Below are 24,466 nucleotides of genomic sequence, written 5' to 3' on the forward strand. Positions count from 1 at the left end.
CGTCGGGACCTCGATCGGCCGTCCACCGCGGACGGCCGGTCCGGGTCCGGGAGGTGTGCTCGCCGTGGACGCGCTCGCGCGTTCATCGCCAGCACGGTTCCCCGGATCCTCGCTGCCGAGGATCCCCGAGAAGCGGTCGCTGGCCGCCCGGTCCACCGGAAACACAGCCGAACCCACTGATCCAATCCACCCCGCGGGGAGAGGCACTCTCCCGCGGGGACGGTGCGTCTCCCCTTCACCGGAGAGACGCATGTCCACACCCCACCCCGCCCGCGCGCTTGCGGGCATGATCGAAACCCTCGCACGTCGCGGCGACCATCGCCCCGATGAATGGCTGCGCTTCCTGACCATGGATGTCCTCGCCGGCTTCGGCGAGCGACTCGAAACCCCCTGGGACGAGCGGCGCCACACAGCGCTGTTCGAGCTCTCCGGCCTCTACGGACGGCTCGTCGCCGAGAACCCCTGGCGCGACATCCTGGGCGCCGTCTACATGGAGCTCAGCGCGCACGGCCAACGCAAATGGATGGGGCAGTACTTCACGCCCCAGTCGGTCGCGGATTTCATGGCCGAGATCAACACCGGCGATCTGGATCCGTCCGCCCATCCGAAGGACCGCTTCGTCACGGTCCTGGAGCCGACCAGCGGTGCGGGAATCCTGCTGCTGTCGGTCTGCAACAGCGTCGCGACGACACACGGTGCCGAGGCGCTGCGGCGTCTGTCGCTCACGGCGATCGATCTGGATCCGCTGTGCGCACGCATGACCGCCTGCCAGCTGCTCGCCAATGCGGCCCTGCACGGCCCGCTCGGGGAGATCCTGGTCTACCGCGGCAACGCGCTCGGCAACCCGGCCGATCTGGAGGTGGTGACGCATCGCCTCGCCGCACCCCGACGCGTCGCAGGCCGTCCCGAGCCGATCCCCGAGGTCCTCCCGGCCCTCGCACCACAACGCCTCGCGGCCGTCATGGCGGCCACCGAGAGCCGTCAGTTGAGCCTCTTCGACGACGCGGCCTTGCCGTCGCTGCAACGCACGGCCTAACCCGACAGCCATCCACCCCGCGGGGACACCCTTCCCCGCACGGGGGACGTGTCTCCCCGCTTGACCCCGGAGACACATCCCATGAAGAAACCCCAGCTGTCACTCCCCCTGGAACCCGACCACATGCGCCGGGCCGACCTGCCGGAAAGCGATCGAGAGCTGGTGGCCAACGCCATCCGCTGCCTGGAGCAGAAGTACCTGGTCAAGCAGGACTGCCTGACCAATCCGGAGGCCACGCGCAACTTCCTCAAGCTGCGGCTCTACGGCCTGCACTACGAGGTCTTCGCCTGCCTGTATCTGGACAACCGCCATCGCGTCATCCGCTACGAGGAGCTGTTCCGCGGCACCATCGACGGGGCCAGCGTCCACCCCAGAGAGGTCTTGCGCAAGGTGGTGGAGACCGGTGCGGCGGCGGTCATCTTCGCCCACAACCATCCCTCGGGCGTTCCCGAGCCCTCCCAAGCCGATCTGCGCCTCACCCAGCGCCTGCGCGAAGGTCTGTCGCTGTTCGACGTGCGGGTGATCGATCACATGATCGTCGGCGACGGCGAGGCCGTCTCCATGGCCGAGCGCGGCGTGCTCTGACGGTCGATCGACCATCGCAAGGAACCCGATCCATCCACCCCGCGGGGCCGATCTCCCCGTCGGGGAGGTGTGCCCCGCCCGACCTCGGAGACACACCGCATGAACCACTCGAGACGACAGATGACCATCGACGCACGCACCGTCCGCGAACAGGCCCGCGGACGCTGGATCGGCATCCTCGGTCGGCTCGCGCCGACCCTGGAGTCTGCACTGGCCCGTCCGGGTCGACACGTGCCCTGCCCGGTCCACGGCGGATCGGACGGGTTCCGGGTCTTCCGCGATGTGGCGGAAACCGGCGGCGGGATCTGCAACAGCTGCGGCCCCCGGCGCGACGGCTTCGCGTTGCTGATGTGGGCCAACGCTTGGGGCTTTCGCGAGACCTTGGAGGCGGTCGCCAGGGATCTGGGGCTCGACACGGGACACCCGCAGTCGATCGCAGCGCGACCGAGACCCGTCGTTGTAGTCCCACGCACGGATCAAGACCCGACCATGGCAGAGGCCGCGCTTCGGCGCGTCTGGTCCGAGACCCTGGACCCCGACGACCGACAGGCACTCCCGCTGCGGCGGTATCTGTCCCGGCGCGGCATCGATGCCGAACCCGACCCGCGCGTGCTCCGGTTTCATCCGGGGCTCGCCTACTACGCCGGCACGACGCGCATCGCGACCTTCCCGGCGCTGGTGGCCAAGGTGTCGGATGCCGAGGGTCGCTCGGTGTCGCTGCACCGGATCTACCTCGACCGCGCGGGACACAAGGCCCCGGTCGCGCATCCGAAGAAGATGATGCCGCCGATCGGCACGCTCTGCGGGGGAGCCGTGCGGCTCTACCCGGCCGGTCCGACACTGGGGATCACCGAAGGCATCGAGACCGCGCTGGTGATCCGCCAGCGCACCGCGATGCCGGTCTGGGCCGGGATCTCCGCGACCCTGCTGCAGCGGTTCGTGCCGCCGCCCGGGGTCGACCTGGTCGTGATCTGGGCCGATCTGGATCGCTCGGGAGCCGGGGAGCAGGCCGCCCTCGCGCTGCGCGAGCGACTTGTCTCCCGAGGCATCCGGGTGGCTCTGCACCTGCCGAAAGGGCCGATCCCGGTGGGGAGCAAAAGTCTCGACTGGTGCGACCTGTGGCGCCTCGACCTGCGCGCGGTGGCCTGACCAAACGGTGAACGCATCGACCGGCACCCCCGAGGGTGCGCGGTCGGCGAGGTGACCCGTCAACCCAAGCAAACCCGCCGTGGCGAAAGCGCCGGCGGGTTTTTTGTTGCGGCATCGAGCGGCGCGCGATACTGAACCCCTTTTGGCTACTCACCGACGATGCCCGATGCCCGAGACGACAATGCTTGATTGGTTCGATGCCGGCAGTCGCGTCCTCGAAGGCGCTCGGACGCCCGAGCTGTTTCCGCCGCTCGACGACACGGACGCCCAGCGTGCGTGGCTCGCCGGGTTCGCGGGCGCTTGGGCGGAACGCAGCGGCGACGAATCCGCCGAGGATGCCCTGGTCGCGGCCCTGGAGGGGCGCCCTGCCCTGCTGAGACAGCTTTGGGAGCAGGGTCCGGGCAAGATCGCGCGCAGCTGGTCCTGACCCTGCGGTACCCACGCGCGTCGCCGGTCAAGACCGGAGCGGCGCCCGCTCCGACGGCGCGCGTTCGGTCCCCGGCCAGGCGGAGTCACTTAGAGCGCGCCCACGCAGACCTGTCGCCCGATGCACCGCACCTCGGCTTCCACGGCGTTGGCGGACGGGGCAGGACTGCCTCAATCATCGCAGAAAACGCCCTCGACGCGTCACGTGGTCAAAGCTCCAAACATGAGCGTTAGGGGCATGGGTGCAGCGGCCGACCAAGCGCCTGCCGAAAAACTCGATCCGACCGGATTCCACTCTGACGGCGCTGCGGCCGCTCCCCTTACCACAGAGCGGGCAATCGGCGACGTAGCGCGCGAGTCGTATCTTGGGCGACTCGATGCCCCTGGGGTCCCGCCGTAGTTCGAGCACGTTCTCGTCGAACCCGCTCCATGGCTGCCAGAATATCGGTGCTTTCGCCACTCCATCTGTCACGAGCTGGACCCAGCGCCGCAAAAAAATCCAGGCAAGGAATCCTAGCCAGAGGGTCGCCATCGCATGTTGGAGGAATGCCAACGTGTTAGGAGTTGCGATGAGCAACCAAGCCCATAGCAGCGTCAAAAGCACGAGCAGATACCCTGACAAAGTCACTCCGGCCAGCAGCACACCACCGGCCCAACTCCTCGTGGCCAGGCCGTCGACAGGTAGCCATTGAAAGATCTTCGGAATCGATATGTTCTCGGCCAGATACTCGATCTCCGGCACATAGGAAAATCGCACTCGTAGCTCGGTGTGCCGCGCGGCGCCGGTTGATTCGACCTGTCGTTCATCCTGGTTCGGCAGGTCAGCCAAGATAAGGCGGTAGATGTTCGGCCTGCCCTTGCGGCCGGATTCTTTGTCGGGCTTGGCGTAGACACGCATTTCTTCATCACGAAAGCGCTGATGCAGCGCGCTGTCCTCTGCGTTGTCCTTGGTTGGCCAGATTTTTTCCGTGAGCCTCTTCCAGTGATTCCCGACCCGCACGTTCGACCGTTTCTCTGCGAACCAGACCGCGGCTTCCTTGTCTCCCTCTTCCGCCATCACCTTGGCGATGTCCTCCGCATACCAGCCGTCTTTGCCGTCAGGGCGGCCCCGCTCCTCAAGGCTGCAGAGGGCACGCAACACCAGAACAGGCTTTGTCTGGTCCCGCCAGCCCCAGTCTCGGTCCACGATTTCGCGCAGCACGGCTGCGGCGCGCTTCAGCAGCTCGGCATCATCGCGATCAGGCTGTTCAGCATCCATTGATTCAGTTTCCAAAGTGTTTTGGTTCTGTTTCGTGCTCGGTGCGCCGCGCAGTCTTGGGTCGACCACGATCCCCAAGATCAACCCGCGGAGGCTTACAGTGGAAGCGCAGAGCTCAAGTACGAAACCTAGACACCCACGTACCGCCCGCGAGCAAGGCAAGCTCGCATATCGCCAGGGCGTCGCCCTGTCCAAGAACCCGTTCCGGGACACCGGAGACCGTCTCGCCTGGACGGAAGGTTGGATCTATCAACGTACCCACTACCCGACCGCGCAGGATGCCAAGGAAGCAGCAGACGACGCCGATTGCCTGTCGCCGCGGGTTGGCGACGACGACGGCTACAAGGGTTACTGCTAAGGCCGAATCCGCCGCATCCGTCCGGGCGCGGCATCATCCTGAGCGCGAATCGTCATTTCTGCCGAGCGAATCCTGAGCGCGATGGGCGCTCAACGACCGTGCCTCTGCAAGGTGCTGTAGGTGCTCTCGCCGAGGGGATCGCCGCCTGAATCAACGGCCGTAGACACCGAGCCTGAACGATCCTCACCGACTGACGCCTGTTATGGTAGCATTGCGCCACTCACAAGAGGTGCGGAGTGCTGCCGGAATCAGCTCGCACCGTCCCAACCCGACCGTGAAGGGTATCCGTGCTTGAACACTGAGCGTTGGGTCTCCGTGGACGACGTGGCCGCCCACCTCGGGGTCACCAAAGACTCCATTTATCGTTGGATCGACAAGCGCGGGCTGCCCGCCCGGAAGATCGGCCGCCTCTGGAAGAGCAAGCTCTCGGAGGTCGATGCCTGGGTCGAAGCCGGCGGCGCTGTCGAGGACCAACGAGAGCAGCCTCGAGATCGATGAACCCTCCCGCCCGTTCACTCGATCCACTGCGCCCGCTGATTTCCGCTGCGCCCCAGGGGCAAGCGCTTAGCCGTCCGACATGCACGGTACCTGGACTCGACCCTGAGTCGCCTTACGTCTCGCGCCTATCTGCGCGCTCGGCGCTTTACAACGATCTCGCACTGCTGCTCGACGCAGCGGAGGCTCCTCTCGACGTCAACGCGTTCCGGCAACTCGTCACTGACGAGAACAGGTTGTCCCGAGGTTCCGACGCGGCACGCCGCAAGCTATGGCAGGAGCTCAAGTCGCGCTACCTGCTCGACGGCGAGCACCCACTGTTCGCGGCCTTCTGGCATGAGTGGTCGCGCTCGGCCACGGACGCAGAGCGCGCATTGACCGCCTACTGCATGCTGGCGCTCAATGACCGGCTTGTCGCCGACCTGGGCACCGAGTTCCTCTACCCGCGCCTGCGCCGCGCGCCCTTCGCGCTGCGCGTCGATGACGTCCTGACCTTCCTTCGGCACGCCCAACAGCCGCATCCGGAGGTACGCCAGTGGTCTGCAAAAACCACGGTGGCGGTGGCCCAGAAGTACTGCGCAAGCATTCGGGATTTCGGCCTCGCCAAAGGCACGAGCAACAAACAAACGATCCGCCCTGCACTCTACGGCGCGCCGACACGCCTGCTGATTCGCGCGCTGCGACTCACAGGAGCACTGGATCTCGCATTGCTCAACGCACCGCTGTTCAAGCTCCTCGCGCTGGAGGGTCCGGAGGTGATCGATGCGTTGGGCGAGCTGAATCGGGACGGTCAGCTGCGGTTTCGCATGCAAGGCGACATCGTCGAACTGGAGATCTGAGGGAAAGCGCGATGCAAGCGGGATTCGACGCACTGATCGACTTGGTTAGGAAGCCCTACCGCACCGAGGGTGGCGTGAAGACGGATCGGTCGGTTCTGCTCGTCTACACGCCGGAGCGGGAGCTGGAATTCCGCGAGCAGCTTCGGGACCACTTCCTGCCACGCATGGAGGCCGAGGGGCACGTCCACCGTGCGCTTGACGTCACCGGCTTCCTCTTCGAGGGTCTCGACCAGCAGACCATCGCCAACCTCTGCGAGGACGAGTTCGATGATTACCAATGGATGAAGCAGGGCCTGGCCTCGCGCATCGAGCTGTCGCTGACACAGCATATCACCAGCCTTGCCACCCAGATCCCGGGCGGTACGGTGATCGTCTACGCAACGCTCGCGCTGTATCCCCTGATCCGCTTCGGTGAGTTGCTCAGGGGACTGCGCGACCTGGACTGCCGCATACTCCTCGCGTTTCCCGGCGCGGAGCGCGGCGGCAAGCTCTATTTTCTTAACCAATCCGATGGCGGCAACTACCTCGCCGTCAAGCTGATGATGTAGCGGAGGCAAGGACCGTGACGACCGTTCGAGACACCATCAAGCGCGACATCGCCACGAAGGTCGAAGGCGTCGTCAAGGTCTTCGACCGTGCCGCACTCGCCGCCGAGATCCGGGAGTTCGTCGTCACCGACAAAATCGAGGCCGAGCTCAAAAAGATCTTCGACACCTTCACCCGCGTAAGCGAGGTGCTTCGCCTAGGGGGCACGCCGCTCGATGTGATGGGCATCTGGGTTTCCGGGTTCTTCGGCTCGGGCAAATCCCACTTCTCCAAGGTGCTCGCGTACCTGTTGCAGAACGACCTGTTGGGCGATGGCACGGGCGAGTACTGCATCGATGTCTTCATCAAACATCTGTCCGATACCCAGCGCGGCCAGGACCTGCGCCGGCGCTTGGCCGAGATCAAATCGCACACGCAGATCAAGACCATCGCATTCGAGATCAAAAGCCGTCAGTCCTTGAGCAACCCCAACTCCGTCGGCGAAATCCTCTTGGGGGAGTTCTATCGCAGCATCGGCCTTGCCGAGAACTTCATCGTGGCGCGCATCGAGCGCCAGATGCAGAAGCGCGGCCTTCTGAACCATCTCGCCAGCGCCTACGAGGCCAAGTACGCCGTATCCTGGCGCGGACCGGAGGGCCGGGACGACCTGATGACCGTACGCCGTCGGCTGGCCGATCTCCTACCCGATCTCGATCCCGTCGAGTATCCCGATCGGCGCGCCGCGGCCAACGCCCTCGGCGACATGTTCCGCCACGCGACCATCACCGCCGAGGGCATCGCCGACGAGCTGGTCGCCTGGGTCGATGCCCAGAAGACCACCGGCGGCAGGGTCCAGCACCTCGTCTTCGTCATCGACGAGATGGGCACTTTCATCGGGGACTCGAACGACAAGATCAGCGAGCTCAACGCGCTTGCCGAGATGATCGGCAACAAGGGCAAGGGCAAGGTCTGGCTCATCGCAACCAGCCAGCAGGACCTCGAGAAAGTCGTCGACCGCACGAACTTCCAACCGGCGCTGGTCGGTCGCTTGAACGCCCGGTTCGAGCTCAAACCGCACCTGATCTCCGACGAGATCAACAAGGTCGTCTCCGAACGCATCCTCAAGAAGCATCCGGCGGCCGAGCCGGAGCTGCGCGACCTCTACAGGGCCCACGAGGGTCCGTTTGCGCAGCTCTCCGACATCAACGCCAGCCGCCATCTGGGCAGCCTTTCCGAGCGCGCCTTTATCGACTGTTACCCCTTCCTGCCGCACCAGATTCGACTCGCGCAGGACATCTTCGAGGCCCTGTCCGGGTTTCGCATCTCCGGCGGCGTCCGCTCCATGATTGCCGTCGTCATGGAGACCATCCAGGACCTCGCCGACAAGAACCTCGGCGTTATCGCGAGCTTCAACCAGGTCTTCGATTCGGTCGAGAACGATCTGCTCTCCCAGGAGTACCTCGGCGCCTCCGGCATCCGCGCCATCCACGAGTCCGATCAGCGCGTGCAGGGTGCCCCCGTCGCGCCCGAACGCGTGCTTAAAGTGCTCTGGCTGCTGCAACGGGTCAGCTGGGTGCCCCGCGTCCCGGAGACACTTGCCAAGCTCTTGATCCAATCCGTGGATGAAGACTTTATTGCCCTGCGCGGCCAGGTCGAAGACACCCTGCACCGACTCCAAGCCGCCGGCTACGTGGCCCGCGACGAGGCCACGGGGGAGTGGAAGTTCCTCAACGAGCGCGAGCGCACCATCGAGCAGGCGATCCAGGACATGCTCCGCCCCGGTAGTCCCAAAAGCATCACCACCGCCGCGGTGCGGCGCACCTCGCAGCAGTTCTGCAAGAACGACCTGATCACCAAGCGGCGCCTGCCGAACTTCGCAGTCAGTTACGGCAAGACCAAGGCCACCTTCCCCTATGCCGTCTCATTGGATGGTGAAGCCATCGCGAGCGGCCCGGAGCTGGAGGTGGACTTCATCAGCCCCCTTGCCTCCGGCCGCAAGCTGGCCATCGAGAACGCCCGCGGCCTCAATCAGACCGCAGGCATCAAGGGGCGTCGCCTCTGGTGGGTCGCCAGCCCGTCCGATGCCCTGGAAGCCCGCCTCAAGCGCCACGAGGCCCTCGTGCAGGTCACCGGTGACAAGCGTTTCACCGAGGACACCTCCGCCGACACCCAAGATGCCCTGTCCGAGAAACGCAAAGAGCGCGACGAGCTACGCGCGGGACTGGTGCGGGACCTGGAGCGTGCGTTCCTGACCGGAACCCTGTTCTATGGCGGACAGGAAATCGAGCTCGAAGGCGAGCCCGATCTCAAAGGCCCCGTGACCAGCGCCCTGGAAAGCATCATCCCAAACCTTTACTCCGGCTTCGCCGTCGCCGACCGGGACTACGACTTCGCGCAGGACATCCGGGCACTACTGAACCCCGCGAACACCGCGCTGCACGCCGTCGCAGCAGACCTCGCCCTGTTCGACACCCAAGGCAGCCTGCAACGAGAGGCGCCGGTGATCCAAACCCTGCTGGAAGTCGTCTCCGACCTGGAGGACGAGGGCATCGATGCCAATGGCGCAACGCTGATCGACGCCGCCGACAGCAAAGGCTTCAAGGGGTTCGAGCGTGCGCCTTTCGGCTGGCCAAGCGAGATCGTGCGCCTGGGCCTCGCTGCCTGTTTTCGCGCCGGCGCCCTGTATCTGGAGCAGCATACCAGCGCCGGCACCAGCCCCCAGTACGACTACAAGGGCACCGCGGACACCTTTCTGAAAGTGACGGCTTTCAAGAAAACCGTCTTCCGCATCGCCGAGACCAGCCTGTCCGTCGACCAGATCAAGACCGCCAGCAAGGCATTGATCGGCCTCGGCATCACCGGTACACCTGAATCCGGCAACGCGATCGCCGACGCAGTGCGCAAGCTGGGCGCCGCGTTGCAGGCTGAAGCCATGGCAGCCGCAACCCTTGCGGAACAGGGGCTTCCAATACCCGACGCGCTGCTCGACGGGGCAACCGTGCTGGACAAGGCTGTGAAGGCCAAGGACCCGACGGCCACGATCGTCGCCTTCCTCGATCAACAGACCCAGTGGCAAGCGCTGCACGAGCATCTCGCGAAGCTGCGGGCCTTCATCGATGCCAAGCGCCCAGCGGACTTCGAGACATCGGTCAAGCTCGCGGAGCTGGCGCGAAACCATCCGCTTCCGGAGACGGCACCGACCGCGACGGATCTCAATCAGGCCCTCAAGGACATGGATGCCATCATCGCCGACAAGGCGGTTGTCGACCGTTGGTCCGACTATCGCGCCGCATTCGAGCAAGCCCGTGACGCCTACCGCAGCGCCTACCTCGCGACCTACGATGAAGCACGCGCCCAAAGCGAGGTCGTGCGCGCGGAGATCGAGTCCGGCAGCGCGTACTCTGAGGCGCCGGCGCCCGCTCGGGACCAGGTCATCGAGGCCCTGTTCGGCACTCGGTTCGGCATCGGCGGACCCTGCCACTACCCATCGATCACGCTGCCCACGACGCAAACCCTGCTGGAAGCTTGCGCCAAGCACAGCCTGACCGCGCTGCGACAGGCCCTACTGGCATTGCCGACCTACCGCAGCCAGGCAGAAGAGCAACTCCGCGCACTGGTGACGCCGCCCCCGCCTCTACCGCCGCCGGAACAAACCTGGGAATGGCGGCCGTACAATGCCCTCGCCGGCAAGCGATTCGAGACCACGGCCCAAGTGGATCAGGCCCTCGATGCGATCAGTGAAGAGCTGAAAGCGCAGATCGAGAAGGGCCTGGTCGTGGTGGTGAAGTAACGCCACGATGACAGGCACCAGTCACGGTTCGCCGCAAGCGGCGCTGTCCGGCACCCACAAGGACACCGTCAAGGCCTGGGTGCCCAAGGCCCGGGCGCTGCTCCAGAAGGACCTCAAGGCGCAGCTCGACCGGCTCGGGATCCCGGACTCGGGTAAGCCTAAGCCGCTATCGGCCATGCAGCTCCAGTCCGAGGCGCAGGCGATACGCGGGCGTCTTGACGCGCTGCTGCACCGCGACAGCCTGGCCGAAGGCACCGCCAAACGCGGCTACGACAACGTGCTGCGGGAGCTGACCTATACACACCTCAACCGCCTGGTGGGCCTCAAGGCCATGGAAGCACGGCAGCTGCTCTACCTGCCGCCTCCGAGCGCCGCCGCCGAAGGCGCGGTGCCCGAGGAGACCGAGGTCATCACCCCGGTCCCGGGCCAAGCCCGCTCCCGCTTCCTGCGCGACTTCCGCGCCGCAGGCGGCAGCCGCTACAAGTACGAGGACGATGCCGAAGAGGCGTTGCTCCGCGATGGCCTCACCGCCGCATACCGGCACCTGAATACCGAGATCCGGCTAGTCTTCGACCCGGACCATGAATATGCCTGCGTCTGGCCAACCCACGGCTGCCTGGTCCGGCTCATCGATATGATCAACAAGGACCTGCCCGCGGAGGCCTACCGCGCCGCCGACTTCCTCGGCTGGATCTACCAGTTCTTCAACCGAGACGAGAAGAAGCGGGTCCGCGACGAGACCAAGGGCACCCCGCGCAGCCCCTACGAGCTGTCGGTGATCAATCAGTTCTACACACCCTTCTGGGTGGTCAAAGCGCTGGTGGACAACACCCTCGGCCGCCTGTGGCTCCAGATGCATCCGGCATCAAAGCTGAAGGCTTCGGCACCCCCGCCGCTCCCCGGCGAACGGACCGACCCGCGCCCGGTCGCCGATTATCTCGTCCCCCGCACCGGCGAGCGCATCCGCTATCAGCGTCTCGGCGAGGACGGCAAGGTCCATCACTACAAGCGCGCCCGTGACATCCGGCTGCTGGACCCCGCCTGCGGCACCATGCACTTCGGCCAGTACGCCTTCGGGCTCTTCCTGCAGATGTACCTGGACGAGATCGACCATGCCGGCGAGGATGGCTGGCCCGCCGAGCCGAGTGTGCGTGACCCAGCCGAGATCCCCGCAGCGATCCTGGAGCACAACCTGTTCGGCATCGACATCGACCCGCGGGCCATCCAGATCGCCTCCCTGTCCCTGATGCTGACGGCCAAGGAGGCAGGACTCGGGCTCGGGCTGTCCCCCGCGGACGTGAAGATCCGCCGCAGCAATCTGGTGGTCGCCAGCGCCGTCAATGTGGGCGAGGAACAGCTCGGCGCCCTCGTCGACAACCTCGGACCTCGTCTCGGCTCACCGGCGCTTCGGGACCGGCTGTTCCATGCGCTCTGGGAGAACCTGCGCTACGTCGGCGAGATGGGCAGCCTGATTCAGGTCCACGAAGGCGTCTCCGCCGTCTTTGACGACTGGGTCGAGGCCCAAGCCAAGGCTAAGGGTCTGGGCAAGATCATCCCGGACGACGAGCTGCCGCTGTTCGCCCAGGCGGGCATGATGGACAGCATGGATCGCGACCTCGCCAAACAGCTCGTGCTTCAACGCAAGCTGCTGCAGGCCGAGGCCGACGCCTTGCAGCAGGAGTTGCTCGCGGCCATCGAATCCGCCGCCGGAGCCGATACCGGAAATCCCGCCGAGCGCCTATTCGCCGAAGACACCGCACGCGGCCTTGCCCTGTTGCAGATCCTCTCCCGTCCCTACGACGTGGTGGTCATGAACCCGCCCTACGGCGCCTTCGTGCCTAAGGTCAAGAAGCTGGTCGAGGCGGCTTATCCGCTGACCAAGAACGATATCTACGCCGCCTTCATCGACCGGGCCACCCGCATCGTGGAGCCCGAGGGCTACATCGGCGCGCTGGTCTCGGCGACCTTCGTCAACCTCAAGTCCTTCGAGAAGCTGCGCACCGAGATCCTGCTCAAGCGCAATCCGCTGATGATCATGCTCGATCTCGGTTTTGGCATCCTTGACGACGCCACCGTCGAGGCCGCGGCCATCGTGATCAAGGGAAGCCAATAGTGACGCAAGCGAGACCACAGATCATCTGGTGTTGGGCAGAGCGGGACTTCGGGTTCCGCTTCCGCGCCGGCAGCGGAAGACAAACGGCCGACTACTATCAGGCGGCCCGTCCCGGTGACTTTTACATCGTGGACAAGTCCAAGCGGAAGCTGCCCAAGGAGCAGGCGGAAAGCCTGGCGGAAAGCGGCATGGCGCCGACCTCGCCGCGGACCGTACCGAACCCCTGGCAGAACTACAATCAAGACTGGGATTGGATCACCACCGCCGACGGCCTGCTGCTGAACTACGCCGGTTGCTTGGATCGCGAGGAGATCGATCGGCGCGAGGACGAGGGTGTTGCCCGCGCCATGGAATATGTTGCCTCGTTGCTGGAGCGCCCCGAGCCGGTGCCCCTGACGGTTCCGCTGCTGCAACAGCTCCACCGGGAGCTGATGGGCGCCATCTACCCCTTCGCCGGCACCTGGCGTACGGTCGCGTTGCACAAGGGCGACGGCCCCACCAAATGGCCGCTGCCGCCAGGCGGCATCCTGTCCGTCATCGATGTGCTGGATCGAGACGTGCTGCGGCGCTCGCCGGTGATCTCCGATGACGACGACCAGGTCTTCGCCTACGTCAGCGAGGTCATGAACGAGCTGCTGGCCATCCATCCCTTCCGCGAGGGCAACGGGCGCACCGCCTTCATCCTGGGAAACCTGATCCTGATGCAGAACGATATGCTGCCGTTGGACGTCTACGACCGGCGGCACGACGAGGCGGCCTACTTCGCTGCCTGCGAGGCGGGACGCATTGACAAGGACTATGCCCCGCTGGCCGCGCTTCTCTCCGACTGGCATGACGCGGCTTACGAGCGTTGGGAGGCGAGCCGTGGCGCGTAAGCGGGTTGACGTTCGGGCAATCCTCGCGGACGCCGATTTGCGCCGAGAGCTGATGGTTTCGACCATTCAGGCAACGCAGGCGCGCGAAGGAATTGAAACCACAGCAGAACAAGCTGATCGGGCCTACTACGTCGTAAGAGAGGCCGAGAACGCCGTATTCTTCGATCTTGAGCGATATCGTGGAGCAAAGCGCACGCAATCGGATCAACGACAAGAGTTTTTCGTTCGAAGTATTCTTACCGACTCGCCTTTTTCTCGATTTGATGTGGCTAGACGTGATTTCTTAGAAATTGAGGGCGCCCCCTTAGCGTTCCGCAGAATCGGCCTCGTAGCCCACCTATTTCGCGAACACCCGGCCCTTGATCCGTCCGAAGGCACGGTGAAGCAAGGGCTTGCGACATCAGAGGACAGCCGCCGGTTGCGTATGTTTTGGGAGATTCCTGCGCCAAGTTCTAACCAAGAACGCAGGTGGGTTCCTTTCGCAAAAGGCGGAGAGTTCAGTCGCTTCTACTTCGACCACTACTTGATAATTAAATGGGCCAACAATGGCCAGGAGTTGAAAAGCCGAATAAAAGAAAAAGAAGGATCGGAAACCAAGCGAATTTATAGCCAAGATTGGTATTTCAAGCAAGGCTTGACATGGCCGCGGCGCACCGCTAAGGGATTGAATATGCGCAGGCTCCCTTCGGGTTCGATATTCGCCGACAAGGGACCTGCTCTATTCGTACATGATCAGGCAAACGAAAACTACCTACTTGGCGTCACGAACTCCACGCTTTTTGAGTATATTTTCCGATGTAAGACTTCCTTTTCCTGGGAGGTTGGCATAATGAAATCGATGCCCATGCCACAAGCCTCCGCCGCGACAAGATCCTGCATCGCAGAATTTGCCGACTCAATATTCGGACTCAAACTTCAATGGGATAGAGGAAACGAGATATCTACCCGTTTCATCGCGCCTTGGCTAAGTGAACCGCTTAAAGACAAGTCCTTACAAGGAAGCCTTGATGCCCTAAAAGCACAAGAAACCGAGGCGCAGCGCAACCTTGAAAACGTTTATTCCCAATTGGAGACGAGAGTTTACCGGCTTTATGCGATCCCGGACTCAACCCGCACCATAATCGAAGAGACCCTCAGCGAGCGCCCGCCCGAGATTCTCTGGCCACAAATGGAAGGCAAGACTTCGGATCAGAAGCGCATGGAGCACGTCTGGCGGCTGCTCTCCTATGCCGTCAAGCGCGTCGTCGAAGCCGACGCGGACGGCATCGTGCCGCTCATCGCCATCAGCGGCGAGACAGCGCTGGTGGACCGGGTGCGCGATGAGCTGGCAGCGCTGTTCCCGGACCAGGACGCTTACCAACTGGAGGTGGACATCGGCAACGAGCTGCGGCGCAAGGTAAAGGGCTACCGCAGCGTCGACGGCATCGACGAATGGCTGCGGGACTGCTACTTCGACTACCACGTATCGCTGTACAAAAAGCGCCCGATCTTCTGGCACATCGCGAGCCGCCCCGGCCGCGGCGACTGCGCCTTCGGCGCACTGGTGCACTATCATCGCTTCGATCAGAACCGGCTCGCGAAGCTGCGCGGCAGCTATCTGCGCGACGCCATCGCTCTTTTCCGCCGCGAGGCCGGCCTCGCGGATAAGGACGGTCGCATCGAGGACCGCCAAGAGTCGCAGGCGCACCTCGAAGAGGCCGAGGCCCTCAACGAGCGCCTGCGCTGGGTGCAGGAGGGCATCAACGGCCCGCCAGCCCCCGGCGACTGCCGCATCCGCACCCCCTGGAAGTCCGACGACGAGCTTCCCGACGGCTGGCAGCCGGACCTGGACGACGGCGTGGCCGTGAACATCCGCCCGCTCCAGACCGCCGGCGTGCTGCGGGTGGAATCGGTCCTCTAAACGGTTACGAAGGCTTCACGACATGGCTGCATCACCGCAGTTCGCGCTCACCCATCTGCACATTCGCGACCTTGGGGGCCTACGTGCGCTTGATCTGCCACGGGATGGGCTCGGTTGGATGAACGGCTTTCCGCCCGTCAGCATGGTCGCCGGCGCCAATGGGAGCGGCAAGACCACGTTGCTGAACGCCATCGCCAGTGCCGCAAAGATCCTCGCCGTGACGCTTGATGCCATGCCGCTTGAGATGCTGCCGGCCGAGTGTCGGATAGACTTCCGACTCGGCGCTGGCACCGCACGCGCGCTGAACCTGCGCTTCCTCGTCGGCAACGAGGCCTTCTGGCAGGCCCATGCAGCCGAGAATTGCTTCGGCTATGTGCTGATGGATGAGCGAGATCGCGCGATCGCCAGGACGCTCGGTCCAGACGTGGAGAATCTGCGCAAGACCCTGGGCAAGAAGAAATCGTTCCTGGACAGCGGTTGGCCGCGGCTGGTCTTCCTGCCGTCGGAAGACCGAGACCTCGTAGTGCCCGATGTCGCGTACAAGGCGCCCGGCAAGTTGGAAGATGAAGCCGGCTTCGTCGTGGTCTGGCAACGACTCGGTCCAAAGACCTGGCGCGGTTCGACCATGGAATTGCTCTTCTCCGCGCGCTGGGCGGACCTGAACGCCAAGGAGCAAGGTGAGCCGGAAGCGGCAAGCAACTTCGCTCGATTTGCCCGCGCCTTCTCGGCGCTGACGGGCGGGACCAAATCACTGGACTGGACGCCCGAAGGCGCCCTGGTCGTCCGTCTCGCCTCCGGCGGCACCCACGGGCTGGAGCGCCTGAGCAGCGGGGAGCGGCAGGCAGTGTTGCTGCTGGCCGAGCTGCGGCGTCTATGGCGTCCCGGCTCATTGATCCTGATCGATGAACTGGAGCTGCACCTGCACGATGCCTGGCAGGGCAAGCTGCTCGATATCGTCTGCGATATGCAGGCGGAGTTGGGCGGACAGGTCATCATCACCACCCAGAGCCACTCGATGTTCGAGATGGCCGACTTGGGCACGCGGGTCTTGCTGGGCCGGGAGGGCCTGCGATGAACGACAGAGAGCGTCTCGGTCGTCTTCAAAGCGATCTTCAGCGCGCCACCACCGTGATCTATCTGGAGGGCAAATCCGACCCCGCTGTCTTTTTCGCGACGCTTGGCGTCGCGCGGCCGAGAAGCGACATCCACCAGGATATCTATGTCGTCGGATTGGGCGGCAAGGCGAGCGGCGGCGCGGAGATCAAGGCTCTGGTGCGCGTGGCAAGCGAGCACGGCTTGGCCAAAGCCCCCGGAGCCGGCCGCATCTTCGGCATCATCGATGGCGATGGCCGTGGTCTGTCAGCGCTGAACGCGGAATTCCAGGCTCCGTTTGCCGGACCCTTATTCTCCTGGCCGACCTATTGCATCGAGAATCTGCTGGCACGGGCAGCCTGGCCCGCGACCTGGGGAGGCCAGCCGAACTGGCAGGACGTACTGACCGGCTATGTGCCTTACGCGGCATTGAACCGCATCCATCGGTCGATCCAACGGGACCTGGAAACACTTGGATTGCATCGATTCCGAAGCCCGGAGCAAGGGCGCCCACTAGAAACCATTGAAACGGTCGAAGCTGCATTGGCGCAAGACAAGCACCTCATCGCGAACCGCGATGTCAGCGCCGAGTTCCAGGCCGCAGTCGCCTCGGTACGAGGCGAGATCGACACCTCGATCGAGCATGGGCATGCCCAGATCAACGGCAAGTGGCTTTGCCGCCATTTCGCACGTGTGCGGACCGGCAACAGCGAGGAGCAATGCGTAAGCGAATGGGCGGATGCCGTTAGAGCCGCGGGAGGACTGCACGCGGTCCGCGACTGGTGGCAGAGGATCACCGGAACTGCGCCATGATCCTGGAAGCGCTGACCACCCAGATCGCCCAGCGCTTCCAGCACGAGAAGCGGGCGCAGGTCTGCCTCTGGTTCGACCCGGAGCGGGATTTCCTGCGCTTGCTGCCGGCCCTGCAGCGGCATCTGGAGGCCCAGGTGCCGGTACCCTTTCGTCTGCTGGTCTACGACCCCGAGCAATTCCGGGGGCAGATCTGGCTCAAGCACCAGATTCACCATGCCTTGTCCGGGCTGCCGGAGGCAGAGCGTCGCGCGTGCCGATTCCTGCTCTACCTACCCTTATCGGAGGACCGTCTGGACGGCCCCGATGAGCGCGGCGAGCACCACCTGGAGTTGTTGACCGAGTACCGGCACGCCGGTGTGGTCTGGCGCCTGGGAGGCAAGCGGCCGACGCTGTTTCGGTTTCTGCGCGCGGCCGATGTCCCCTTGCCGAGCGATCCGAAGGCCCAGCGCCAACTCTACGAGGGCGGCTTCGATTCTCTGCTGGCCAAGTATGCGGCGCGCTTTGCCGAGCATTCCGCGGCGCATTGGCAAGTGCCGCTGACGCCGGAGCTGGCGCGGGCTCAGGTGCTCGGCGATCTCGATCAACGGCTGATCGACATCGCCGCAGCACCGGAGCTGGCCTGGCGCGAACTCAAAGACCAGGGCCTGCTGCCGGAGCTGGCGAAGGCGGTGAGCGCGCGCTACGGCTTCCCGGACCAGGCCGGTATGCCCGGCCAGTGGGCCGCAGACCGCGACCGGCCGGAGCAATGGCCTGCACGGGACTGGATCGATGCCCTGGTGGGCACGCTGGCGCTCACCGAGACCTTTCTCGGTTACGGCTCGCCGGCGGACTTTCCGTTCGCGGATCGGCTGCCGCCCGCCACCCTGCGCAACCACCACACTGCGCTGCTGCAACGCTGGCTGCGGGACGCCGAAGGCCGCGGGGCGTGGGACCGCATCGTCGCGACGGTGGAGCGGGACCTGGACCTGTCCAGTTGGGCCGCGGACCGCGATGGCCAGGCCTTTGCCTTTCCGCACTTGGTGCGGTTGCGCTGGCAGCGAACACTGAAGGCACTGGAAGCCGCTGCGGCGAAGGCCTCCAGCACTGAAACCTTCTTCACAGAACGCCGCAATGCGATCAAGCGCGAGGCGGAATTCAGCCGCGCCAGCGATTCGCCGGTGGGCGCCTGGAGCCTATTGCTGCGACTCGCGGACCTGCTGGATGCCTGCAAAGCAGGGCAGGCGCAGGTCCGCCAACATGGCCAAGGCCCGGGCGTCCGAGACATGGTGGAACTCTATGTTGCGAACGCCGGCCGGATCGAACAGGCACACATGGCCGTGCGGCGCGAGGCTGATGAGCTTGGACTGCCCATGATCAGCGCCATCGCTGACCGCCATTACGCGGACTACGCCCTCGCGCTGAACGGATGCTTTTTCGAGCGCTTCGCACAGCAGGCAACCGCAGGGATCGATGGGCTGCCGGATGCCGGCGAGAAACTGGCGAGTGGTCTTTGGGGCGCGAAGGGTCGGCGGGCCGTCATCATCGTCGATGCACTGCGCTACGACTGCGCGCTCGCGCTGGGGGATGCCCTACCCGGCTTGGAGGTGTGTATCGAGCCGATGCGCGCGGAGCTCCCGACCGTCACGGCCATGGGCATGACCGCCTTGCTGCCGCTGGGTTCTGCAACGCTGTCGCTGAGCACCAGCGGCAACACCCTGCGCCCACTGGTCGACGGACAGGATTGCTCTGCCCGCGCCAAGCGCTTGGCCTTGCTCTCGGCGTTTGGTGCCGACTGCCGTGACATCGACGACGTCGAAGCGCTACCCGATGCGGACGGCCTCGGCGAGCTGCTGGTGGTGTTTGGCCACGATGAGATCGACGACATCGGCCACGGCCAGGGCAGCACCCTCATCCGCCACCTGCATCTGGAGGTGCAGCGGCTCGCGCGCCTGGTCCGTCAGCTGCACCGCTTTGGCTATCCGGACGTGCACGTGGTCACGGACCATGGCTTCGTGCTGTTGGACGAGAACCGCTTGCCGGAGCAAGTGCCCTGCGACAAGGACTGGTGCCACGTACTGAAGGAACGCTACGCAGTGGTCCCCGCCCATGCGGACCTGCCGCTGACCAGCTTCCCGACCCGCTGGGACGCCGAAGTACGCATCGCGGTGCCGCCTGGATTGTCCTTCTTCAAGCTGGAGAAGTCTTTCTCGCACGGCGGCGCGGCATTGCAGGAGCTGGTGATTCCGCATCTGAGGTCCAAAGCTGCGACGCCGCAGGAGAAGCGGATCGGTGTCGAGGTTGTCCTGCCGACCTACGAGCTGATGCGCACAGCGGTCAAGGTGATTCTGCGGCCGACCTTGGAGAAGGGAGGGCAGTCGGGGCAGATGTCGCTCTTCACGCCGAAGGGTCGGACCCTTGAGCTCGACGTGCGACGATCCGGCGCCGCGAGCGTGCTGGCGACGCCGGCACCAAAACAGGTCCAGCTCGACGCCGCCCAGATTGAGCAGCCGGTGAACTTGTTCTTCCACTCGGCACAGAGCTTCGCGAAGGGCGAGCTGCTGGAGCTGGACATCCGCGACCTCGATACCGGCGAGCAGTTTCCGCCTGGCGGCATCAAGCTGACGGTCGGCAGAGACATGTGACGAGAACCCAGATGAACGATGGCCCAATCACCCTCGACGATCTTGACCACCTTGCCACCGAGGCCTTTCCGGGGCTGGTAGTGCGCAAGGATCTGTTGCGCCGGATGCGCTCCTCGTTCGGTGTGCCGGCGTTCGTCATCGAGTTCCTGCTTGGCAAGTACTGCGCGTCCACCGACGAGGAGACGATCAACGAGGGCCTGGAGTTCGTCCGCGAGACCCTGTCCAGCAAATACGTGAAGCCGGACGAGCGCGAGGCGGTCAAGTCCGCCATCAAGCAGCAGACGACCTACGATGTCATCGATAAGCTCGACGTCAAGCTGGTGGAGACCCACGACAAATACTGGGGCCGTCTGTCCAGCCTAAACCTGGACTATCTGAACGTCGACGACGCCGACGTGCGCGCACACGACCGGCTTCTGCTCGGCGGTATCTGGGCCGAGGTCACGCTGCGCTACGACGACGCCTTCATCTTCAAGGGCCAGAACCGGCCCTTCTTCGTCGATGCCATCCGGCCGATTCAGCTCTCCAATCGAAACATCGACAGCTTCATCGAGGCTCGGCGCCGCTTCACGCGAGATCAGTGGCTCGACCTGCTCATGCGCTCCATGGGTTATGAGCCGAATCACCCCTACTACACCCAGCGGCGCAAGCTGCACTACATGCTGCGGCTGATCCCCTTCGTCGAGAAGAATTTCAACTCCGTCGAGCTGGGTCCGCGCGGGACGGGCAAGAGCTTCGTCTACCAACAGATGAGCCCCTACTGCCACCTGGTCTCCGGCGGCCAGACCACGACGGCGCAGATGTTCGTGAACTTGTCCACCGGCCAGCGCGGCTTGGTGTGTCTGTGGGACGTGGTCGCATTCGACGAGGCGGCCGGGATTCGCTTCAGCGACAAGAGCGGCCTCAACATCATGAAGGGCTACATGGAGGACGGCGCCTTCAGCCGCGGGCGCGATATGATCAACGCCGAGGGCTCCATCGTGTTCGTCGGCAACATCGACGGCGACATCGAGACCATCGTTCGTACGTCCAACCTGTTCTACCCGATGCCCGACGAGATGGATACGGCCTTCTACGACCGCATTCATGCCTACATCCCCGGATGGGAGTTCCAAAAGACCTCTGACGACGCCTATACCAGCCACTTTGGACTGGTGACGGACTACCTGGCCGAGGTCTTTCGGCAACTGCGCAAACAGAGCTTCGCGGACTATGCCGATCGGGACTTTGCCTTTGGCAGCCACTTGGGCGGCCGCGACCAGAAGGCCGTGCGCAAGACAGTCTCGGGGCTGATCAAGCTGCTGCACCCGGACGGCGAGGTCACACGGGAAGAGGCCGAGGAATACCTCGCCTACGCGATGGAAATGCGCCGACGCGTCAAAGAGCAGCTCAAGAAGATGGGTGGCTTGGAGTACTGGGACACAAGCTTCTCTTATATCGACCGCGAAACCGGCCAGGAGACCTTCGTCCCGGTACCGGAGTCCGGTGGAGGCGCACTGATCGCGGAGGGTGGTCTACCCGCAGGCAGCGTCTACACCATCGGCACCGACGCCGCTGATCATCGGCTGGCACTGTTCCTGATCCAATCCCAGATGAATCGAGGCTCCGGACGCATCATCCCGCTCGGCAACCTGTCGGCAAAGATGAAGGAGGCTATCAAGACTGCGGACGCCTACCTGAAAGCCAACCTCGGCAACCTTGGCATCAGCCACGACCTGAAGGGCTACGACTTCAGCATCCAGGCCATCAACCTGAATCAGGCAAAGGAGGGTTCCGAGACCGCGGTTGCCTTCTTCGTCTCCCTCGTCTCCTCAATCCTCGCCCGGCCCGTGCAGGATCAAACCGTCATCCTCGGCGAGATGAGCGTGCAGGGCATGCTCCTCAAAGCCTCATCCCTACCCGAACGCATGCAGCTCGCAGTTGAAGCCGGCGCCAAACGCATCCTGATCCCCAGCGAGAACAAGCGCGATGTCGCCGACGTGCCGGACGCCATTTTGACCGCGATCCAATGGCAGTTCTATGACAGCCCCACCAAAGCGGCCATCATGGCCCTTGGGTTGACCTAGCCTACGCAGCGGCTCTTGGTGGTCGAGTTGTCACTTGCTTCGCCTGTGCCTGGTACCCTTGGATCATCCGCTCAAGCAGTTCCCTTTCCTGCGCAGAGGTGCAAATCGCGATTTCGCCTCTGAGGCGACCTAGCTTCTCGTAGTGCCGATGAGGCAGCTTCGGTCCGTCAGGGCCGAGTATGACACCGGTGACTTCCCGTGCCCGCCCCTGCTGGAAGCGCTTGGCCTTGTGGTACAGGAGGCCGTTCCTGAAGACGGCTTGCTTGACCTCCCATACCAGCCGCTCCGGCACACGCGGACCAGAAATCGTGATGTCGTCCATGTACACACTCAGCCGACACTCGTATTCCAGCGCAAGGCTTGCGATCGCTGCCCACATGTCACAGTGAGCATAGAACGAGAGGATTGGGCTCGTCGGGCTCCCGGTCGGAAGGTGCCCTTGATAGGTCGAGAGCACTGCGAGAATGCCGGCAACGTCCTTTGAACACTCCATGATGCGCTGGAAAAACCAAAACACCCGTCGCGACGGCGTTGATGCGAAGTAGGACTTCACGTCGAGGCAGATCAACTCTGCCCCAGTCTCGTGGATTAGGGCGTTCTTTACGTACGATTTCCCTTTGACCGGACAGTAGAGAAAATCTGGCGGTGTAATTCTGGACAGCAGCGTGGCGACACGCTTCTGAACTCTGGAAAGCTCCGGTTTCGGTGACTCTATACGTCTCGTTTTACCGCTCTCAGATTGGTTATCCCATTCGTTGTAGCCAGATTCTTGACAATACTTTGCGATTCTCCGAAGGCCGGCAGCATCAAGCCCGAGCAGCTCTGCTAACCGGCGTTTCGATGCCAAGCGATAGAAGGGCGACTGCGTGTGCGCATAAGACACGACCGGCTTAGCCCTCGACATGAGCTCGTCCCGATCGCTCGGCGATAAACTCCAGAAGCGCAAGGATCTTTGATGAAATCATCACTCTTGCCTTGTCAACTCTCGGATCTTCGCCATCCAGACTCTCCGAGAAAAAAATAATAGATGAAGTTGGTATATCGAACGCCTCGGAATAGCGTTTAAGCAGCGCAAGCGTGGGCGTCTTCTTGCCTGACTCGATCTCCGACAAATGCGATTTCGATACGTCTAGTCGATCAGCGAGTTCCTTTTGCGTCATATCGTGAAAAAGACGCATGGTTCGAAGGGCTCGGTTAATCATAGTTCACTTTGGGATTGATAAGATGCAGGGCATACGCAAGGTACATATTCGGGCTGGCGGCTTAACATTTCAGAAGCTTCAGCAACTCGACGACAGCTCTTATTAGAAAAACAAGAACCATGCCGAGCTTGATCAGAAGCCTAAGAGTTACCGGATTGCAGAGCCAGCGCAGCCAACTCGTGCGCTCACCGGCAGTAGGCCGCCCCTGTCGTTCGTCGTGTTCGTTACCCATAAGGAAAATTTCCTCCGTTGCAGTCAACAGCACAATTGCTGTGACCGTCGCCCCAACAGAGGACGGAGCACGACAGTTTGTTACCCGAATTGCACTTTAGGCGCGGCTTCGCCGCCGCGCCTAAACGCGACGGACACCGCGGGGCATGGGACCAGGCCCCGCCGGACTGCCGGCCAGAGGTTGGAAAGGTTGACCCTTCCTCAAGCTACCGGGGTAGCTCAGTGAGTGGCGAGTATCTCCGTTTCGATCACGACTGTGGGGAAGTCTAAGGGCCGGAAGTTCTTTAGTCAAGAACCAGTTTCGCTCAGAGCGATGTAGTTGTATCTACATATGATCACATACCACAAGATATAGTAGTTGTGGCGACGCTGACGATCTTCCAGGTTCAGTCGTCGCAGCGCTTTCTTTCGGTTCCGATGCCCGCTACCGCTTCGGTGGGCGTCCTATCGCGCCCTATCGTGGAGAGTCGGGCTGGCGGTGCCGCACAGTCGTATCGCAAAGGAGTCGCAAGCCAACTGATGACCACCTGCGGCTGACTCCAGGAACCGCAGGTCTCCCTGAGTCAGGACAGATGTCACCTTCGCCAGCAGCCAGATTTCATGTCAGCCCATGCGCCGAGGTCTTGGCCCAGAAGCTGTTTCTCGGCACCCTGATCAGCGAGGGTCGCCATCCTGCATACTGATAGGATCCGCCGGCCGGGGGGAAGAAGCACCGCTCCCGTTGCTTGGGCGAACCTGCTTCTTTGCGGGTGCCCTGGGCGGGACGCGGAACCCCTAAACTCGATCTGAAAAAGCGTCCTCGCCGTAGGAATAACCGGTTGCATCGACGCCACTCGGAGAGTCCATCGGCATTCCGTTCGATGGGTTGATCCAGAAGTCATCGCTCTGCGCATCGGCCTGCTGTGCGCTCCCGTCCCGCGGGAAGGTCAACCAGAGGGCCACCATCCCGAACAACAACGCCGTGGTGGCCACGTGCCTGTCGAGCAGGAACATGCCGACGAAACCGCAGGGCACACCGATGATCCACCAGACACGCGACCGCACCGTTTTCAACGCACGCACTACGCGCTTGATCCTGTTCATCCCCAACCT

General features: G+C 63.5%; 20 protein-coding genes. 16 read left to right on the top strand and 4 right to left on the bottom strand.

Annotation, left to right across the window (positions count from 1 at the left end):
• Window positions 1-250: 250 nt before the first annotated feature.
• The 4 genes from AADX97_RS00325 (at window position 251) to AADX97_RS00340 (ending at window position 3,197) form a co-directional block, all read left to right on the top strand.
• Complete coding sequence (locus AADX97_RS00325; RefSeq protein ID WP_374232898.1) at window positions 251-1,036, top strand: N-6 DNA methylase; 786 nt, start codon at window positions 251-253, stop codon at window positions 1,034-1,036.
• A gap of 81 nt (window positions 1,037-1,117) precedes the next feature.
• The gene (locus tag AADX97_RS00330) at window positions 1,118-1,621 is read left to right on the top strand and encodes a RadC family protein (RefSeq protein ID WP_093036220.1); all 504 of its coding nucleotides are present in this window, start codon (window positions 1,118-1,120) and stop codon (window positions 1,619-1,621) included.
• Between the two features lie 99 nt (window positions 1,622-1,720).
• On the top strand, window positions 1,721-2,770 hold the full coding sequence (locus AADX97_RS00335; RefSeq protein WP_374232897.1) for a toprim domain-containing protein: 1,050 nt from the start codon (window positions 1,721-1,723) through the stop codon (window positions 2,768-2,770).
• A 166-nt stretch (window positions 2,771-2,936) separates the two neighbouring features.
• Window positions 2,937-3,197 (top strand): histidine kinase, encoded by a 261-nt coding sequence (locus AADX97_RS00340; RefSeq protein ID WP_374232896.1) that lies wholly within the window; start codon window positions 2,937-2,939, stop codon window positions 3,195-3,197.
• A 174-nt stretch (window positions 3,198-3,371) separates the two neighbouring features.
• Here the strand turns inward: AADX97_RS00340 and AADX97_RS00345 are convergent, their stop codons facing one another.
• Window positions 3,372-4,454, bottom strand: a complete 1,083-nt coding sequence (locus tag AADX97_RS00345) for a hypothetical protein (RefSeq protein ID WP_374232895.1) — start codon at window positions 4,452-4,454, stop codon at window positions 3,372-3,374.
• Window positions 4,455-4,554: 100 nt separating this feature from the next.
• Here AADX97_RS00345 and AADX97_RS00350 point away from each other — a divergent pair, with 100 nt between their 5' ends.
• The 12 genes from AADX97_RS00350 (at window position 4,555) to brxL (ending at window position 21,941) form a co-directional block, all read left to right on the top strand.
• Window positions 4,555-4,812 (top strand): hypothetical protein, encoded by a 258-nt coding sequence (locus tag AADX97_RS00350; RefSeq protein ID WP_374232894.1) that lies wholly within the window; start codon window positions 4,555-4,557, stop codon window positions 4,810-4,812.
• Window positions 4,813-5,103: 291 nt separating this feature from the next.
• Window positions 5,104-5,310 carry a helix-turn-helix domain-containing protein gene (locus AADX97_RS00355; protein ID WP_374232893.1) on the top strand — a complete coding sequence of 69 codons (207 nt, stop codon included), beginning with the start codon at window positions 5,104-5,106 and terminating at the stop codon, window positions 5,308-5,310.
• Complete coding sequence (locus tag AADX97_RS00360) at window positions 5,307-6,146, top strand: BrxA family protein (RefSeq protein ID WP_374232892.1); 840 nt, start codon at window positions 5,307-5,309, stop codon at window positions 6,144-6,146. Before AADX97_RS00355 ends, AADX97_RS00360 begins: the two co-directional genes overlap by 4 nt.
• An 11-nt stretch (window positions 6,147-6,157) precedes the next feature.
• On the top strand, window positions 6,158-6,694 hold the full coding sequence (locus tag AADX97_RS00365) for a hypothetical protein (RefSeq protein ID WP_374232891.1): 537 nt from the start codon (window positions 6,158-6,160) through the stop codon (window positions 6,692-6,694).
• 14 nt (window positions 6,695-6,708) lie between these two features.
• Window positions 6,709-10,461, top strand: a complete 3,753-nt coding sequence (gene brxC, locus AADX97_RS00370) for a BREX system P-loop protein BrxC (RefSeq protein ID WP_374232890.1) — start codon at window positions 6,709-6,711, stop codon at window positions 10,459-10,461.
• Window positions 10,462-10,468: 7 nt separating this feature from the next.
• On the top strand, window positions 10,469-12,574 hold the full coding sequence (locus tag AADX97_RS00375; protein ID WP_374232889.1) for an Eco57I restriction-modification methylase domain-containing protein: 2,106 nt from the start codon (window positions 10,469-10,471) through the stop codon (window positions 12,572-12,574).
• Complete coding sequence (locus AADX97_RS00380) at window positions 12,574-13,449, top strand: Fic/DOC family protein (protein WP_374232888.1); 876 nt, start codon at window positions 12,574-12,576, stop codon at window positions 13,447-13,449. The genes AADX97_RS00375 and AADX97_RS00380 overlap by 1 nt, the downstream gene beginning before the upstream one ends.
• The gene (locus tag AADX97_RS00385) at window positions 13,439-15,349 is read left to right on the top strand and encodes a hypothetical protein (protein WP_374232887.1); all 1,911 of its coding nucleotides are present in this window, start codon (window positions 13,439-13,441) and stop codon (window positions 15,347-15,349) included. Before AADX97_RS00380 ends, AADX97_RS00385 begins: the two co-directional genes overlap by 11 nt.
• Before the next feature lie 22 nt (window positions 15,350-15,371).
• Window positions 15,372-16,424: an AAA family ATPase gene (locus AADX97_RS00390; RefSeq protein ID WP_374232886.1), complete on the top strand. Its 1,053-nt coding sequence runs from the start codon at window positions 15,372-15,374 to the stop codon at window positions 16,422-16,424.
• A complete protein-coding gene (locus AADX97_RS00395; protein ID WP_374232885.1) occupies window positions 16,421-17,254 on the top strand; it encodes a hypothetical protein in 834 nt (277 codons plus the stop codon). The genes AADX97_RS00390 and AADX97_RS00395 overlap by 4 nt, the downstream gene beginning before the upstream one ends.
• Window positions 17,251-19,875, top strand: a complete 2,625-nt coding sequence (locus tag AADX97_RS00400; protein WP_374232884.1) for a PglZ domain-containing protein — start codon at window positions 17,251-17,253, stop codon at window positions 19,873-19,875. Before AADX97_RS00395 ends, AADX97_RS00400 begins: the two co-directional genes overlap by 4 nt.
• 11 nt (window positions 19,876-19,886) lie before the next feature.
• A complete protein-coding gene (gene brxL, locus AADX97_RS00405) occupies window positions 19,887-21,941 on the top strand; it encodes a protease Lon-related BREX system protein BrxL (RefSeq protein ID WP_374232883.1) in 2,055 nt (684 codons plus the stop codon).
• A gap of 1 nt (window position 21,942) precedes the next feature.
• Here brxL and AADX97_RS00410 read toward each other — a convergent pair whose 3' ends face one another.
• The 3 genes from AADX97_RS00410 to AADX97_RS00420 form a co-directional block, all read right to left on the bottom strand.
• Window positions 21,943-22,845, bottom strand: a complete 903-nt coding sequence (locus AADX97_RS00410; RefSeq protein WP_374238597.1) for a reverse transcriptase family protein — start codon at window positions 22,843-22,845, stop codon at window positions 21,943-21,945.
• Window positions 22,832-23,143 (bottom strand): helix-turn-helix transcriptional regulator, encoded by a 312-nt coding sequence (locus AADX97_RS00415; RefSeq protein ID WP_374232881.1) that lies wholly within the window; start codon window positions 23,141-23,143, stop codon window positions 22,832-22,834. Before AADX97_RS00415 ends, AADX97_RS00410 begins: the two co-directional genes overlap by 14 nt.
• 1,005 nt (window positions 23,144-24,148) lie before the next feature.
• Entirely contained in the window at window positions 24,149-24,457 is a 309-nt protein-coding gene (locus tag AADX97_RS00420; protein ID WP_374232880.1) for a hypothetical protein, read from the bottom strand.
• Window positions 24,458-24,466 lie beyond the last annotated feature (9 nt).

This window comes from Thiocapsa sp. C2-2m (assembly GCF_041903745.1).
GTDB classification, from domain to species: Bacteria; Pseudomonadota; Gammaproteobacteria; order Chromatiales; family Chromatiaceae; genus Thiocapsa; species Thiocapsa roseilacustris.

Coding starts and splice junctions, on each gene's coding strand:
- AADX97_RS00420 (WP_374232880.1), bottom strand. CDS start 24,457: ATGAACAGGATCAAGCGCGTAGTGCGTGCGTTGAAAACGGTGCGGTCG.
- AADX97_RS00360 (WP_374232892.1), top strand. CDS start 5,307: ATGAACCCTCCCGCCCGTTCACTCGATCCACTGCGCCCGCTGATTTCC.
- AADX97_RS00325 (WP_374232898.1), top strand. CDS start 251: ATGTCCACACCCCACCCCGCCCGCGCGCTTGCGGGCATGATCGAAACC.
- AADX97_RS00365 (WP_374232891.1), top strand. CDS start 6,158: ATGCAAGCGGGATTCGACGCACTGATCGACTTGGTTAGGAAGCCCTAC.
- AADX97_RS00345 (WP_374232895.1), bottom strand. CDS start 4,454: ATGGATGCTGAACAGCCTGATCGCGATGATGCCGAGCTGCTGAAGCGC.
- AADX97_RS00395 (WP_374232885.1), top strand. CDS start 16,421: ATGAACGACAGAGAGCGTCTCGGTCGTCTTCAAAGCGATCTTCAGCGC.
- brxL (WP_374232883.1), top strand. CDS start 19,887: ATGAACGATGGCCCAATCACCCTCGACGATCTTGACCACCTTGCCACC.
- AADX97_RS00335 (WP_374232897.1), top strand. CDS start 1,721: ATGAACCACTCGAGACGACAGATGACCATCGACGCACGCACCGTCCGC.
- AADX97_RS00400 (WP_374232884.1), top strand. CDS start 17,251: ATGATCCTGGAAGCGCTGACCACCCAGATCGCCCAGCGCTTCCAGCAC.
- AADX97_RS00410 (WP_374238597.1), bottom strand. CDS start 22,845: ATGTCGAGGGCTAAGCCGGTCGTGTCTTATGCGCACACGCAGTCGCCC.
- AADX97_RS00375 (WP_374232889.1), top strand. CDS start 10,469: ATGACAGGCACCAGTCACGGTTCGCCGCAAGCGGCGCTGTCCGGCACC.
- AADX97_RS00330 (WP_093036220.1), top strand. CDS start 1,118: ATGAAGAAACCCCAGCTGTCACTCCCCCTGGAACCCGACCACATGCGC.
- AADX97_RS00340 (WP_374232896.1), top strand. CDS start 2,937: ATGCCCGAGACGACAATGCTTGATTGGTTCGATGCCGGCAGTCGCGTC.
- AADX97_RS00415 (WP_374232881.1), bottom strand. CDS start 23,143: ATGATTAACCGAGCCCTTCGAACCATGCGTCTTTTTCACGATATGACG.
- AADX97_RS00390 (WP_374232886.1), top strand. CDS start 15,372: ATGGCTGCATCACCGCAGTTCGCGCTCACCCATCTGCACATTCGCGAC.